The 14,073-nt window shown below is 60.5% G+C and carries 10 protein-coding genes and 2 pseudogenes; 6 read left to right on the forward strand and 6 right to left on the reverse strand.

What is annotated here, in order from left to right; all coding sequences use genetic code 11:
• Positions 1-339: 339 nt before the first annotated feature.
• Complete coding sequence (locus AOA60_RS03155) at positions 340-1,551, reverse strand: MFS transporter (RefSeq protein ID WP_099583156.1); 1,212 nt, start codon at positions 1,549-1,551, stop codon at positions 340-342.
• A gap of 102 nt (positions 1,552-1,653) precedes the next feature.
• Between AOA60_RS03155 and AOA60_RS03160 the strand changes: the two genes are divergently transcribed.
• The 4 genes and pseudogenes from AOA60_RS03160 to AOA60_RS03180 all read left to right on the forward strand — a co-directional run bounded on the left by AOA60_RS03160 (position 1,654) and on the right by AOA60_RS03180 (position 7,730).
• On the forward strand, positions 1,654-2,760 hold the full coding sequence (locus AOA60_RS03160; RefSeq protein ID WP_099583157.1) for an efflux RND transporter periplasmic adaptor subunit: 1,107 nt from the start codon (positions 1,654-1,656) through the stop codon (positions 2,758-2,760).
• Between the two features lie 2 nt (positions 2,761-2,762).
• Positions 2,763-5,846, forward strand: coding sequence for an efflux RND transporter permease subunit (locus AOA60_RS03165; RefSeq protein ID WP_099583158.1), 3,084 nt, complete (start codon positions 2,763-2,765; stop codon positions 5,844-5,846).
• 110 nt (positions 5,847-5,956) lie between these two features.
• Positions 5,957-6,874: pseudogene (locus AOA60_RS03170) on the forward strand (type IV secretion protein Rhs); the annotation flags it as partial.
• A gap of 508 nt (positions 6,875-7,382) precedes the next feature.
• Positions 7,383-7,730, forward strand: a complete 348-nt coding sequence (locus AOA60_RS03180) for a hypothetical protein (protein WP_099583159.1) — start codon at positions 7,383-7,385, stop codon at positions 7,728-7,730.
• Positions 7,731-7,798: 68 nt separating this feature from the next.
• On the opposite strand, the gene AOA60_RS03185 is transcribed toward AOA60_RS03180, so the two are convergent.
• From AOA60_RS03185 to AOA60_RS03205, 5 genes are all read right to left on the reverse strand, one after another.
• Positions 7,799-9,028, reverse strand: a complete 1,230-nt coding sequence (locus AOA60_RS03185) for a M20/M25/M40 family metallo-hydrolase (RefSeq protein ID WP_099583160.1) — start codon at positions 9,026-9,028, stop codon at positions 7,799-7,801.
• A 47-nt stretch (positions 9,029-9,075) separates the two neighbouring features.
• The gene (locus tag AOA60_RS03190; protein WP_099583161.1) at positions 9,076-10,134 is read right to left on the reverse strand and encodes a diguanylate cyclase; all 1,059 of its coding nucleotides are present in this window, start codon (positions 10,132-10,134) and stop codon (positions 9,076-9,078) included.
• Between the two features lie 106 nt (positions 10,135-10,240).
• Positions 10,241-10,873 (reverse strand): LysE family translocator, encoded by a 633-nt coding sequence (locus AOA60_RS03195; RefSeq protein ID WP_099583162.1) that lies wholly within the window; start codon positions 10,871-10,873, stop codon positions 10,241-10,243.
• 70 nt (positions 10,874-10,943) lie between these two features.
• Entirely contained in the window at positions 10,944-11,813 is an 870-nt protein-coding gene (locus tag AOA60_RS03200) for a sugar phosphate isomerase/epimerase (protein WP_099583163.1), read from the reverse strand.
• 26 nt (positions 11,814-11,839) lie between these two features.
• The gene (locus tag AOA60_RS03205; protein ID WP_016968943.1) at positions 11,840-12,004 is read right to left on the reverse strand and encodes a rubredoxin; all 165 of its coding nucleotides are present in this window, start codon (positions 12,002-12,004) and stop codon (positions 11,840-11,842) included.
• Between the two features lie 158 nt (positions 12,005-12,162).
• Here AOA60_RS03205 and AOA60_RS03210 point away from each other — a divergent pair, with 158 nt between their 5' ends.
• Both AOA60_RS03210 and AOA60_RS03215 read left to right on the forward strand, forming a co-directional pair.
• On the forward strand, positions 12,163-13,575 hold the full coding sequence (locus AOA60_RS03210) for a PLP-dependent aminotransferase family protein (protein ID WP_099583164.1): 1,413 nt from the start codon (positions 12,163-12,165) through the stop codon (positions 13,573-13,575).
• Between the two features lie 344 nt (positions 13,576-13,919).
• Positions 13,920-14,073: pseudogene (locus tag AOA60_RS03215) on the forward strand (ribonucleotide-diphosphate reductase subunit beta); the annotation flags it as partial.

The raw sequence follows: 14,073 nt of genomic DNA on the forward strand, positions 1-14,073 counted from the left end.
TGTGGGAGGGGGCTTGCCCCCGATAGCTATAGGTATCTACACAACTCTTAAAAGTTGACACATAACTCTGTGGTGAGCGGGCTTCTGTGGTGAGCGGGCTTGCCCCGCGCTGGGTGGCGAAGCCGCCGCAAACCATGCGACCGGGTTCTGTCTGATACTGCGCGGTGTTTTTTATTGGGGCGGCTTCGCCACCCAGCGCGGGGCAAGCCCGCTCACCACAGAAGCCCGCTCACCACGGAAGCCCGCTCACCACAGAAGCGTGTTTGCCATAGATTCAGCATCCACTGGAAGTTGTGTAGATACCCGTGCCCCAATAGCGGTCGTTCAGCCTCGCCAAAACTAGGCATCTCCTACAAGAACCGGCGCCACACGCCGCTCACGCAATACGTGAAACGCCACAAACGCCATCACCGCAAACCCCGCCTGGATCATGATCATCGGTGTAGCGCTGCCATCGCGCAGTTGGCTCAGCAGCACGCCACTGCACGTGGCGCCGAACATTTGCGCAAAGCCCATCAACCCAGCCGCCAACCCGGCGCGGTGCGCGTTGGGCATCACCCCGCCCGTGACCGAGCCGGGCAACACCAGGCCGCCGCCGAGCGTGGCCAGGGCAATCGGAATATCCAGCCCCAACACCGACAAGCCAAACAGGCCATAAATCACCGCTGCCGACACCCCACCGAGCGCTACCAGCGTCACCCCCATCGACACAATCCGCTGCGGCCCCAGGCGCAGGATATTGCGCCGGGTATAGGTGGAACCGACGATCAGCATCGACACGATCACGCCAAAATTGATGCCGTACTCCAGGCTGCTAAAGCCCAGCAAGTTGATAAACACCGCCGATGAACCGGCAATCACCGCGAACATCGCGCCATAGGTGCATGCCAACGCCACGGCGAATGCACGGTATGGGCGGCCCTTGAGCAAATCCAGATACTGGCCGCCCAGCGTGCGCCAATGGCCGGCCTTCGGGTCCAGGTATGCGTTGCTTTCACGAAAGAACAGCAGCGCCAGCAACAACACCACACTGCCGATCACCAGTGCCAGCAAGATCGGCGCATGCCAGCCCAACAATTTGATCAGCAGGCCGCCAACCATCGGCGCAACAACAATGGCGTAGAGCATGCCGATCATGGTCAGCGCCAAGGCCGGCCCCGCTTCGGCTTTCCACACATCGCGCACCACCGTGCGCGCCAACACCAGCGCTGCGCAGGCGCCAAGCCCTTGCAGCACGCGGGCGGCGATAAATTGATGCATGTCGCTGACCAGCAGCATCGACAAGGTCGCCAGCACATACAGCAGCAACCCGCCGATCAACACCGGACGCCGACCAATGCGGTCCGACAAGGGCCCAAACACCAATTGCCCCAGGCCAAACGCCGCCACGAAGGCCGACAGCGCCATCAATGCCGAGCCCGGCGGTGCGACCAGCGCCTGCTCGATGGCGCCGAGGCCGGGGATGATCAATTGGGTCGAGACTTCGCCGAGTGCCGTAAGGGCAACCAGTAGCAAGAGCAGGCTTCGCGACGGAACCGGGGCATTCGACATGGGGATTATCCGGGGGCTGGATTAATTTATATTTCGACCATAATATGCGTAAAAAATTATGTCCATAATTTTTTGCCCGATGGTCATCCCCTGGAGCCCGACATGAACCTTCTCCCGCTGCGCCTTCTCTCGCCCGTGGCTTTGCTGATGATCCTCAGCGGCTGCAACAGCCAGGCCGACCCCGCCGCCCAGGCGCCCCAACCACGACCGGTACTCGCCGCCAAGGTCGAAGCCGCCGGCACCCAACAAAGCGCCTACACCGGTGTGGTCGCGGCTCGTACGGAAAGCGACCTGGGCTTTCGCGTAGGTGGCAAGGTGATCGAGCGCAAGGTCGATCCCGGCCAGCATGTCTCCCGTGGCGACACCCTGTTGGTCCTGGATATCGGAGACTTCGAGCTGGCCCTGCGCTCGGCCAGAAACCGCGTCAATGCCGCCCAGGCGCAACTGCGTCAGCGCCGCGATGACGCCAACCGCTATCAGCGCCTGGCGAGTACCGGCGCCGTGTCGCGGCAGATCTTCGACCAGTCGGCGACCAACCTGCGCGTCGCCGAAGCAGAGTTGGCCTCGGCGCAATCCGACGCCAGCCAGATCGAAAACCGCCGCACTTACTCGGTGCTCAAGGCCGACGGCGACGGCATCATCACCGACGTACGGGTCGACCCCGGCCAAGTAGTCGCCGAAGGCCAGATCGTCGCGCGCCTGGCCCGTGATGGTGCCCGCGAAGCCATCGTCAACCTGCCGGAAAACCAGCGCGAACAGGCCTCGCAAAAAGCCCTGGCCTTCCCGTTCGGCGCGCCTGATCAAGCCGTAGCGGCCACCTTGCGCGAACTCTCCGCCAGCGCCGACCCCACCACCCGCACCTACCGCGCGCGTTATGTGTTGCACGGCGCCGTCGACCGCTTCGCCCTCGGTTCGACCATTACGGTGCGCCTGCAAGGTAATGGCCAGGCACAACAGACCCGCGTCCCCATCGGCGCATTGCACGATGCAGGGCAAGGCACCGGGGTATGGGTGATCGGCGCGGATAACACAGTCACTTTCTCGCCGGTCAACGTCGCCAGCCTCGGCCAGGAAGATGCCCTGCTCAACAGCGGCGTGAGCCCCGGCACCGTCATCGTCGCCCTCGGCGCGCACCTGCTGCACAGCGGCGATGCGGTGCGCCTGCTGCCCGCCCAGGCATTGGCCCTCAACCGCAAACAGGACCAATGAACATGCGCGGCATCAATCTCTCTGAACTGGCGGTCAAGCACCGCGCCGTCACGTTGTTCCTGATCATCGCGATCCTGGCCGCCGGGATTTTCTCGTTCGGCAAACTGGGGCGCGCCGAAGACCCGTCCTTCACCGTCAAGGTGATGACCATCACCGCCGCCTGGCCCGGCGCCACGGCCCAGGAAATGCAGGAGCAAGTCGCCGACCGCCTGGAAAAACGCCTGCAGGAGCTGGACTACTACGACCGCGTCGAAACCATCGCCCAGCCGGGTTTTGTGTCGATGCGCATGACGTTCCTCGAATCCACCCGTCCCGGCGAGATCCAGGACCTGTTCTACCAGACCCGCAAAAAGCTCAGCGATGAAGCGTCGAGGCTGCCCAACGGGGTGATCGGGCCGTTCTTCAACGATGAATATTCCGATGTGTACTTTGCGCTGTACGCCTTGGAGGCCGAGCACCTGCCCCATCGCCAGCAAGTGCAGATGGCTGAGGAACTGCGCCAGGGCTTTCTTAATCTGCCGGGGGTGAAGAAGGTCAACATTCTGGGCGAACAGGCACAACGCATTTTTGTCGAGTTTTCCTACGAGCGTCTGGCGACTCTGGGCATCAAGCCCGACCAGATCTTCGCCGCCCTCGCCGCGCAAAACGCCGTGGCGCCGTCGGGCTTTGTGGAAACCGCAGGGGCCCGCGCCTATATCCGTATCGACGGGGCTTTCGACAGCCTGGCGCTGATTGAAAACGTGCCGCTGGAAGTCAACGGCCGGTTGCTGCGCATTGCCGATGTCGCGACCGTCAGCCGCGGTTATGAAGACCCGCCGAGCTACCGCATCCGCCATCAGGGCGACCCGGCGCTGATGCTCGGCGTGATCATGGAAAAACACTGGAACGGCCTGGAGCTGGACAAGCGTCTCAAGGCCGAGGAGGCACGGATCCACGCAGACCTGCCACTGGGGGTGAACTTCGCCAAGGTCTCCGACCAGGCGAAAAACATCAGCCTGGCGGTGAATGAATTCATGCTGAAATTCTTCGTTGCCCTGGCGGTGGTGATGATCATCAGCCTGTTGGCCCTTGGCTTTCGCGTCGGCCTGGTGGTGGCGGCTGCGGTGCCGCTGACGCTGTCCGTGGTGTTCGTGATCATGCTGGTGACGGGGCGAGAGTTCGACCGCGTCACCCTTGGCGCGCTGATCATTTCCCTCGGCCTCTTGGTGGACGACGCGATCATCGCCATCGAGATGATGGTGGTCAAACTCGAAGAAGGCTTTGACCGCATTCACGCCGCCACTTACGCCTGGAGCTCGACCGCCGCGCCAATGCTGACCGGCACCCTGGTGACCATCATCGGCTTCCTGCCGGTGGGGTTTGCGCGCTCGGGCGCCGGGGAGTACGCCGGCAATATCTTCTGGATTGTCGGCTTCGCGCTGATTTCATCGTGGCTGGTGGCGGTGGTGTTCACCCCGTACCTGGGGGTCAAGCTGCTGCCGAATATCAAACCGGTGCCCGGTGGCCACGACGCTATCTACGCCGGGCGCTACTACCAGAAACTGCGCGCCCTGGTGGAACTCTGCGTGCGCAGGCGCTGGCTGGTGACCGGGCTGGTGGTGGCGGCGTTTGTGCTGTGCGGGCTGGGCATGGGCGTCGTGAAGAAACAGTTCTTCCCCGACTCCGACCGGTCCGAATTGATTCTGGAGGTGTACATGCCGCCCGGCAGCGCCTTCAAAAGCACTGAGGCGGTGGCGGCGCAACTGGAGAAGGCGCTGCTGCAAGAACCGCAGACAAGCATGGTCGACACCTACGTGGGCGGCGGCGCGCCACGGTTTTTCCTGTCGTTGAACCCTGAGCTGCCCGACCCGGCTTTCGCCAAATTAATCGTGCAGACCCCGGACTCCCACGCCCGCGATGCCCTCAAACTGCGCATGCGCGAACGTATCGCGGCCGGCGAATTCCCGGCGGCGCGGGTGCGCGTCACGCAATTGCTGTTCGGTCCGCCGGTGCCCTTCCCGGTGGTATTTCGCGTGTCCGGCCCGAATCTGGACGTGCTGCGCGGGCTGTCCGAAGACGTACGCAACGTCGTCGCCGCCAACCCACTGACCAAAGATGCCTTCCTTGATTGGGGCGAGCGCACCAGCGGTTATCGCCTGGTGCTCGATCAAGACCGCCTGCGCCTGCTGGGTTTCACCCCCAATGAAGTCAAGTCCCAGCTCAACGCCCTGCTCAGCGGGAATCCGATCACCGAGGTGCGTGAAGGTAATCGCACCGTGTCCGTCGTGGCCCGCGCCCAGGGCAACCAACGCGAGAACCTCGGCAACCTCAACAACATGACCCTGACCAACAGCGCTGGCACCTCAGTGCCCCTGGCCCAGGTCGGGCATTTCCAGGCGGTGATGGAAGAGCCGATCCTCAAGCGCCGCAACCGCGCGACCACCGTGGAAGTGCGCGCCGACATCATCGACGGCGTGCAACCGCCCGACGTGGAAATGGCCGTGTACAAAGACCTGCAACCGCTGATCGCCAAGCTGCCGGCGGGCTACACGCTCGACATCGGCGGCCCGGTGGAAGAAAGCGCCAAGGCCAACGTCGCCCTGGCCGCGCTGTTCCCGATCATGATCCTGCTGACCCTCAGCGTGATCATGTTCCAGGTGCGCTCCTTCGGCGTGATGTTCATGGTTTTCGCCACCGCGCCCTTGGGCTTGATCGGCGCGGTGCCGACGCTGTTGCTGTTCAACCAGCCGTTTGGGTTCAACGCGATACTGGGGCTGATCGGCATCGGCGGCATTCTGATGCGCAACACACTGATCTTCACCGACCAGATTCGCCAGAACCAGGAACAGGGCATGGCGATACGCGAGGCCATCGTCGAAGCCACGGTGCGGCGGGCCAGGCCGGTGATCTTGACCGCGTTGGCAGCGGCGCTGGCGTTTATTCCGCTGACGTTGTCGGTGTTCTGGTCGTCCCTGGCCTATGTGCTGATCGGTGGAGTGCTGGTAGGCACGCTGTTGACGCTGTTGTTCTTGCCGGCGCTGTGCAGTCTGGTGCTGGGGCGGGAGAAGACAAAAGCTGTTGAAGCTTCCCACGTGAACGCCGGATAAGCTCTACAGCTTCCCCCTGAAAACCTCTGCAAAGTCCTTCGCCTGATCACACAGTGCGAAGGATTGCAGATGGTTTTTTTCGTTAAGGCCCTGGTTGACGGGGCTGTCTCTTGATTCCCGTTATCGCCAGCCTTGTCCTGGCCCCCATGGATCCCAACGCGCCGGATAGTGAGCGCGTCTTCGGTGACTTCCGTAATTGCCTGAACACCTTTGATGCCTGGGCCGAAAGCTTCTGGAGCGGTTCGGCACTGGAGGTGGAACAGGTCTTCAAGGTGGGAGACGAGGTAGAGCTGGTCACGCCGGTTTCGTCCAAGACACCCAGTAAAACCGTCGCCATGTGCAGTGCCCAGGGCTCGCTGACCCTGGTGCATATGTTCGAAAGCACCCGCTTTGTACCTATCGGCAATACGCCAGTGATGCTCCAAGCCATTGCGGCGGATGGCAGCCCGATGGGCGCGCCGCTGCATCGAGTCATCGGCCTCAGCGGCATTCTCGAAATCACCGAGTGTGATCGCAACCAGCCCTACCAAATCACCTTCTACCCCACTGTTTCCCAGGATCACGTCAAGGCGCTGTATGCGTCTTATCAGTCGGTGATTGCGGGGCTAGAGGGTCGGCTGCGGGAAGAGTGGACGGCGACTTTCCAACCCCAATGGAAGGACTTTGCCAGCGCCAGCTCTTTGCAACGCAGCGCGATGCAGGGCGTGGCGTTTTCCACCGGGATGGCCAAGGCGCTCTACAGCCTGTGGGACAACATTTCCCAGCTGTACGACCTGCTGGCGGATCTCAAGGCCAACAGCCAGAAGTTGTTGGCGTACCTCTCTCAGGCTGAGCTTGATGAACTGCTGAAGCTGGGCAGCGACGCGATTGCCAAGGGTTTGTTGGTGCTTAGCGATGAGCCGCTGTTGTTCATTTATGTCTCGGCGATCGTCAGTTGGATACGTCTGCTGCCGCCGCCGGAGATGTATGAATTACTGGGCGAGATCACCGGTGAAGTGCTGATCAACCTGCTGCTGATGTGGGCGACGGCCGGGACGGGTGATACAGACGGCAACCCAATTACCGCCTATACGGAATATTGAAATGAAATACCACCCTAAACCTTCGATCTTGCGCAGCCTGCTATTTACCTACAGCATCGAAAATTTCGACGACCCCCGAAAGAGAGATCTTTATCGCATCAAAAAATATAAATGACGACAACGAACTCGCCGACCTATTTGACTAACTTACCAAACCTGAATTCATAAAATACACAAGAGAGGAAAGAGAGTGGCACATCAACACCATTCAAAATTTCTTAAATACAGACGAAAAATTTGAGTCTGTCTTTTATCTTTTTGACACTCACTTTAATGATGAAATAACTGACAAAAGGCAGTTTATGAAAATCCTTCTAGACTGCCTTTGCAGATATAACGTCGAAATCATAGACAATTAATTTAGAAGCTTTAGATAGCTAGGGCTGCTCACCACAAAGGTCACTCAGCAAATGAAACTCAAAAATACAAAAACTGCTTGCGCCGGCTTATAAACATGCAAAACAAACCAAGCTTGGAAATAATTCGCGGCTTGCTATTTACCTATGATATCGAAAACACGGACGACTTGGAGAGAGAAGCCTTAATCTCTTCAAAAAACATAAATAATGAAAAAGAACTTATTGAATTATTCAACAAGCTGACCAAACCAGAATTTTTAAATCACCCAAAACCCGAACAAGACTGGTTCATTGACTCAATAGAATACTTCTTAACGATCAACGACAACTTCGACGCTGTCTTTAAAAAAATGGCGACTTACTTCAGCGAAGATGTAGCTGATCAACGGGCATTCATGCAGACCCTTCTTAATAGTCTGAAGCATTACACCGACAATCCTTGATGGCTAACCCACCAAGTGGTGAGCAGGCTTGTCCTGCTCACCACAAAGCCACACTGCGTACCGTCAATTCACCGCTTCGCCAACTCCATAATCATCCGACTCAACAGGTAAACCCGAGGCACCACACTCTCCACCTCCGCATATTCCTCGGCCGTGTGAATATTCCCACCCACAATCCCGAAACCATCCAGCGTCGGTGTCCCCACTCCGGCCGATAAACTCGCATCCGCCGCGCCGCCGCTGCCTTCGATGGTCAGCTTCTTGCCCAATTCCCCATAGATCCCTTGGGCAATCGCTACCAATTTGTCCGACTCCGCCGTCTGCGGCATTGGCGGCAGGCCGCGTTTGAGGGTGGTGGTCACGTCGGTTTCCGGGATCAGTTTGTTGGCTGAAACCCGCACCAGGTCTTTCTCGATTCGATCAAACTCTTCCGGCAAGGCTGCGCGGACATCCGCCTTGGCGGTGGCTTGGTCTGGAATCACGTTGGTGCGGTCGCCGGCCTTGATCACCGTGAAGTTGATGGTGGTTTTCTTCTCTTCATCACCCAGCTTGCCCAGTTGCAGGATCTGGTGCGCGGCTTCCATGGCGGCGTTGCGGCCCAGTTCCGGGGCGACGCCGGCGTGGGCGGCTTTGCCTTTGACTTCGACCACGGCGGTGGCGCTGCCTTTGCGCCATACCACCAGGCCGTCGGCGGGGCGGCCGGGTTCGAGGTTGAGGGTGACGTCGTGGGCCTTGGCGGTGGTGCGGATCAGCTCGGAGGCGATGTCGGAGCCGGTTTCTTCGCTGGCGTCGAGCAGGAAGGTGATTTGCGCGTAGTCCTTGAAGCCTTGGTTTTTCAAGACTTTGAGTGCGTAGATGCCTGCGACGATGCCGCCCTTGTCATCCATCACGCCGGGGCCATAGGCGCGGCCGTCCTTGATGTGAAACGGGCGTTCTGCAGCCGAGCCTTCCTTGAACACGGTGTCCATGTGGGCCATCAGCAGGATCTTGGCCTTGCCGGTGCCCTTGAGGGTGGCAATCACATGGTTGCTGTTGGCAGCAGCGTCCGGCACGCGTTCGATGCTGAAGCCCAACTGTTTCAACTCATCCACGGCGATGTCGCTGACCTGGGTCAGGCCCGGCCCGTAGCCGGAACCGGAGTCGATATTCACCAGGCGCTCCAGCAGTTTCAGGGCCTCGGCCTTGTACTGCTGGGCGTCCGCCTGGATCTGCGGGTGGAGTTCGGCGCTGTAGGCCGGGAGTGCGAAGGACAAGGCCAGCGTGGCGGCCAGGAGCGTACGGGGGAAGGTGAAGAGCATAAACCGGTCCTTGTTTTTTGTTGGGGGGGCCGCCACACCCTACCCCACTAAACGGACCGTAACCAACTCCCGTGCACCGCGCTGACACGGTTGCGCCCGCTGCTCTTGGCTTCATACAGCGCCAGGTCGGCATCGTTGAGCCAACCGGTGGAATCGGCATGTTCGGGTCGATACGGCGCCAGGCCGATGCTCAAGCTGGCGCGTAACGTCGGGTCCTGGGCGTATGCCAGGGCATTGAAGCGGTCACGCAGTGCGTCCATGACTTCCGTGGCCCGGTTGAGCGGCATGCCCGGCAGGATCACGCAGAACTCGTCGCCGCCGTAGCGTCCGGCCAGGTCGGTGGCGCGCAGGTTCTGGCGCAGTATTTTACCGAGTTGGCGCAGGACGATATCGCCGGTGACGTGGCCGTAGGTGTCGTTGATGGTCTTGAAATGGTCGATGTCGATCAGCGCAATCGCAGCGCCCTGCTGCTCGCGGCGGCAGCGTTGGAATTCAATCTCCAGGTGATCTTTCCAGGCGCCATGGTTGAGCAGGCCGGTCAGGCTGTCGGTGCGGCTCAGGGCGAGTAGTTCACGTTTGTGCCGGGCCAGGTTCAGGGCCTGGCGGTAGCAGATCCAGCCAAGCGCCAGGGGATACAGCATCAGGATCGGCAGGCATGCGTAGAGTTGGACCTGGGTGGTGGTGGCGACGAAGGCCGGCGCGAAGATCAGCAGCGAGGCGCCGATGCCCAGCGCCTGCGCCAACCACCCCGCCAGCATCAGGCGGGGGCCACCGAGGGCCACGTTGTTCATGGTCATCATCGACAGTGTGGTGACGCTGGGCAGTGGGTTGAAGTGCATGGCACCGACCCAGAAACCGCCGCAGAACGAATCGAACAACAGGTTGCCGCGCTCAGTGCGCAGCGTGTTGGCGGTTCGCAAGGAAAGTTGGAACGCCAGATGGGGCCAGACAAACGCGTTGATCAGCATCCACGCCCACACCCAGGGCGACGGGTGCAGCGGGTACATGCCAAAGACCACACACACCAGACCGAGCGTCAGCCCCAGGGTGCGGGATTTGTACAAACGAATAGCGAGCGGAAGTCCTTTTCCTCCGGCGGCTGGCATGGTCGAGGGTAATCCTGGATGAATGCCTGGAGTCTATCAGGGCGCCAGTAATTCGCCACTACCACTCATAAGCTCATCACCCGCGCAAATGCCCGATCCAAAGCGCTCAGTGGGAAAAACCCCGGGCCAGCATCAACGCTACGCCCAGCAGCAACACCGCCGTGACCCGCTGCAACAGCACGCGGCGCTTGGGGTTTTCCAGGACGTGCTTGATGCGCTGGCCGAAGTAGCAATACAGGCAGCCACTGGCAAATTGCAGCAACAGGAACGTCGCGCCGAGGATGGCGATATCCGCCGCCGAGCTGTGCTCCCCTGCCCCGGCAAACTGCGGGAACACGGCGCTGAACATGATGATGGTCTTGGGGTTGGAAAACCCGGTCAGCAGCCCTTTGCCGAACAGGCTGCGCGAGCCCTCCACGGCGCCGGCCTTGCCGATGGCCACGCCGCTGCTGGTCCACTGTTTGTAGGCCAGGTAGAGAATGTAGGCCACGCCGACAAACTGGATGGTCTGGGTGATCGCGAGGTTGCCCTTGATCAGCTCCGAGAAGCCCACGGCGAAGATCAGGATCGAAATCAGGTACGACACGCTGGCGCCGATCTGCGCCGGGATCGAGCTGCGCAAACCGTCCTTCAAGCCCAGGCTCAGCAGCAGCAGGGTCATGGGGCCGGGGCTGAAGGTCATGGTGGCGCAGAACAGCAGGAAATAGAGAAACGAAGACAGGGTTAACGCAGTGGTCATGGGCCAGGGCCTTCAATAAGTAGAAACGACAGCCGTGGGGCGGGCACACCGGCGCCCGCCCCGGCTTCCATCAAGCGACAGCGATCTCGGTGGCCAGGGATTCGCGGTACATCACCGCCAGCTCACCGAGGGCCGCTTTGGCCGTCTGGTTGCGGGTTTCGAAGGCCACCAGGCCTTTCCAGTTGGTTTCGACAATGGCCTGCATCACGTCGGCGTAGTCGCAGTTGCCGTCATGAATGCCGAAGTGCTGGTCCTGCACGCCATTGTTGTTGCTGAAGGAAATGCCCTTGATCAGGTGGTGATACTTTCGCACCACCTCGGCCGGCAGGCCGTCTTCGATATTGGCGTGGCCGGCGTCGAGGAAGAAGTACACGTTGCTGTGGGCCTGCAGACGCTCGAACACAAAGGCGTATTCCGCTTCATGGGTGAAGATGTAGTGGAACGGCCGGTAGTTGACGTAGTTCGACAGGTTTTCCAGGTAGATGTCCACGCCCTTGGCCTCTGCGTAACGCGCCAGTTCCTGCACCGACTTGAGGTAGTGCTCCAAGGCGACTTTCTTGGCCATCAGCACCATTTTTGGTTCGACGATGCAGCCCCCGTGGATGATCAACGGCGCGCCCAGGCGGCTGGCAATGTCGACTTCCTTTTTCACATACGCCACGGCGGCCACGCGAAAGGCTTCGACGTCACTGCCCAGCGGCGCCTTGAAGTTGCCGTGGTAGACGGGCTTCACACCGGTGGCCGCGATCTGCGCCTGCAGGCTGGCGATGCGTTCGTCGGTCCAGTCATCGACCATTTCGCCGAACAGGCTGCCATCGATATACCAATGGGTGCAGCCGCCTTCGATGGCGGTGTCCAGGCCCTTCTCGGCGGCGAGGTATTTCTGGTGGGCCACACCGGTACAGAACGGTACGGCGGCGTTGATCAGGTTACTTTCCATGAAGCGATTCCTTTCGTGATGGAGGGTTACAGTTCAATGGCCATGAAATCGGCCTTGGTCACGCCGCAGTCCGGGCATGTCCAGTCTTCCGGCACCTCTTCCCAAGGGGTGCCGGCCGGGATTCCGTCTTCAGGAATGCCCAATTCTTCTACGTACATAAATCCGCAGGGCGCACACATATAAGTCTTCATGAGAATGCGAAATCCATGGCTCGCTGGTAGGAAAGTTCGCCAATTCCAGGCGAGATGGCGCGCAGTCTAGGGGAGCGGCATTGCACAAGGCAGGTGAAGTAATGCCTAATCCGGCCTAACTTCACCGGTAAAATCACCAGTAAACACAAGGAAGGTTTATGTTCGTATCCGCCATCGCCTTTGTGGACGGCACGCCGAAGGTGCAACAGATCGTCGAGGCGTTCAGCCAGTCCATCGAGAACGGCGAATGGGCGCCTGGCAGCAAGTTGCCGTCGGTGCGCGAATTGACCCAGACCCTGGGCGTGAGCAAGTTCACCCTCAATGAAGCCCTGGACCGCCTGCGCGGGCGCCATCTGCTCACCTCCAGCCAGGGCCGTGGCTACTTTGTGGCGATGGACAGCGCACGCCCGGCCTCGGTGGCGTGGGTCGACCTGCTGCCCCAGGATCTGCTCAGCGTCTTGCGTCGGCCCCTGGTCACTGCCAGCGGCGAACTGCGCCCCGGCGGCGGCCACCTGCCGGAAGAATGGCTGGACGCCGACGCCATCCGCCAGGCCATGCGCAGCGTGGTGCGTGCGCCGTCGCTGCGCATCGCCGGGCTGGGCACGCCGGCCGGCTTGCTGCCGTTGCGCCAGGCCCTGCAACAGAAGCTGCACGGCGAAGGGTTGTCGGTGCCGGTGGAGCAGATCATCACCACCCCCAATACCGTGCAGGGCTTGGACATGCTGATGCGCCTGCTCGCCCGTCCCGGCGATACGGTGCTGCTTGACGCGCCGTGCTACTTCAACTTCCACGCCAACCTGGCGCTGCATGGCGTGAAGGTGGTGACCATCCAGCGCCGTCCCGATGGCTTCGATTTCGTCGCCCTCGAACAGCTATTGGCCGAACACCGCCCCAGCCTCTATCTCACCACCAGCGTGCTGCATAACCCCACCGGCCATTCCTTCAGCCCCAGCCAGGCGTTTCGGCTGCTGCAACTGACCCAGCAGTACCACTGCCATATCGTCGAGGATGACCTCTACGGTGACCTTCATCCCAACCCGCCACCGCGTCTGGCGGCCGTCGCCGGTCTGGATCAGGTCACCTACCTGTCGGGGTTTTCCAAGATTCTGAGCGCCAACACCCGCGTCAGCTTTGTGGTGGCCGCGCCGCAACTGGCGGCCAACCTGACCAATATGAAGTTGATGAGCGGCGGCGTGACCTCGGAGCTGTTCGAGCAGATCGTCTACCGCATGCTCAGTGAAGGCAGCTACGCCAAGCACCGCAAGCGCATGGTCCAGCGCTTGATGGAGGCCGGTGGGCGCGTCGAGCAATGGCTCAAGCGCTGCGGCTGTGAGTTGCCGATGGCGTATGACGGCGGGATGTTTATCTGGGCGCGCCTGCCTGCGGGGGTCAATGGCGAGCTGTTGGCCCAGGAGGCTTTGAAACGCAGCATGGTGCTGGCGCCGGGCGCGCTGTTCGGCTACGACCCGGCCCATCGTGATTCGATGCGTTTTAATGTGGCCCATACCGATGAGCCGCGGGTGCAGCGGGTGTTTGAAGCGCTGTTGCTCAAGGCGGTGCGCGCGCCTTAGCGGCGATGGGCCAGGGATCGCACATGGGACATCGGCGGCGCGCTCCTTGAACAGAATCTGTTAGAAGCGTCCAAGCTAAACGATCTTAAAAACCGCCAATAAATATCTTTTTAGAATTAGCTTAGGCGCGGGTCTCTGCGACAGTTGCGCTCTTCTTGTTCGTTGACCAACCGTGTGACACCCCATATAGTGTGCCCACAAACAAAACAGACCACTACATAGTGTGCAGTATCGGTATTTACCGACCACACTATGCGCACTATTTCAATGCCTGACAGCCTGCAAATCGCATATTTTTGGACGGGTTCTCATGCCGTCAAACCAGAACAGAAGGGAGTATTTCAATGCTGAGTTGGGATGAAGTCGACAACGAGGACACCGGTGCAGCGGTGATCAAGGGCGCCAACGCCGGCCATGCCAGCGAAGCCAACATGGACCGCCTCGACGGTGCCGGCGCTGCTGCCGCCATCGAAGCCCGCGCCGTCACCGCGAGTGACT

The sequence above is a fragment of the Pseudomonas sp. 2822-17 genome (assembly GCF_002742485.1).
GTDB classification, from domain to species: domain Bacteria; phylum Pseudomonadota; class Gammaproteobacteria; order Pseudomonadales; family Pseudomonadaceae; genus Aquipseudomonas; species Aquipseudomonas cyclaminis.

What these genes read in the sequence shown, in the direction of transcription:
- AOA60_RS03205 (WP_016968943.1), bottom strand. Translation starts at nt 12,004, where the DNA reads ATGAAGACTTATATGTGTGCGCCCTGCGGATTTATGTACGTAGAAGAA.
- AOA60_RS03155 (WP_099583156.1), bottom strand. Translation starts at nt 1,551, where the DNA reads ATGTCGAATGCCCCGGTTCCGTCGCGAAGCCTGCTCTTGCTACTGGTT.
- AOA60_RS03195 (WP_099583162.1), bottom strand. Translation starts at nt 10,873, where the DNA reads ATGACCACTGCGTTAACCCTGTCTTCGTTTCTCTATTTCCTGCTGTTC.
- AOA60_RS03185 (WP_099583160.1), bottom strand. Translation starts at nt 9,028, where the DNA reads ATGCTCTTCACCTTCCCCCGTACGCTCCTGGCCGCCACGCTGGCCTTG.
- AOA60_RS03160 (WP_099583157.1), top strand. Translation starts at nt 1,654, where the DNA reads ATGAACCTTCTCCCGCTGCGCCTTCTCTCGCCCGTGGCTTTGCTGATG.
- AOA60_RS03180 (WP_099583159.1), top strand. Translation starts at nt 7,383, where the DNA reads ATGCAAAACAAACCAAGCTTGGAAATAATTCGCGGCTTGCTATTTACC.
- AOA60_RS03210 (WP_099583164.1), top strand. Translation starts at nt 12,163, where the DNA reads ATGTTCGTATCCGCCATCGCCTTTGTGGACGGCACGCCGAAGGTGCAA.
- AOA60_RS03165 (WP_099583158.1), top strand. Translation starts at nt 2,763, where the DNA reads ATGCGCGGCATCAATCTCTCTGAACTGGCGGTCAAGCACCGCGCCGTC.
- AOA60_RS03190 (WP_099583161.1), bottom strand. Translation starts at nt 10,134, where the DNA reads ATGCCAGCCGCCGGAGGAAAAGGACTTCCGCTCGCTATTCGTTTGTAC.
- AOA60_RS03200 (WP_099583163.1), bottom strand. Translation starts at nt 11,813, where the DNA reads ATGGAAAGTAACCTGATCAACGCCGCCGTACCGTTCTGTACCGGTGTG.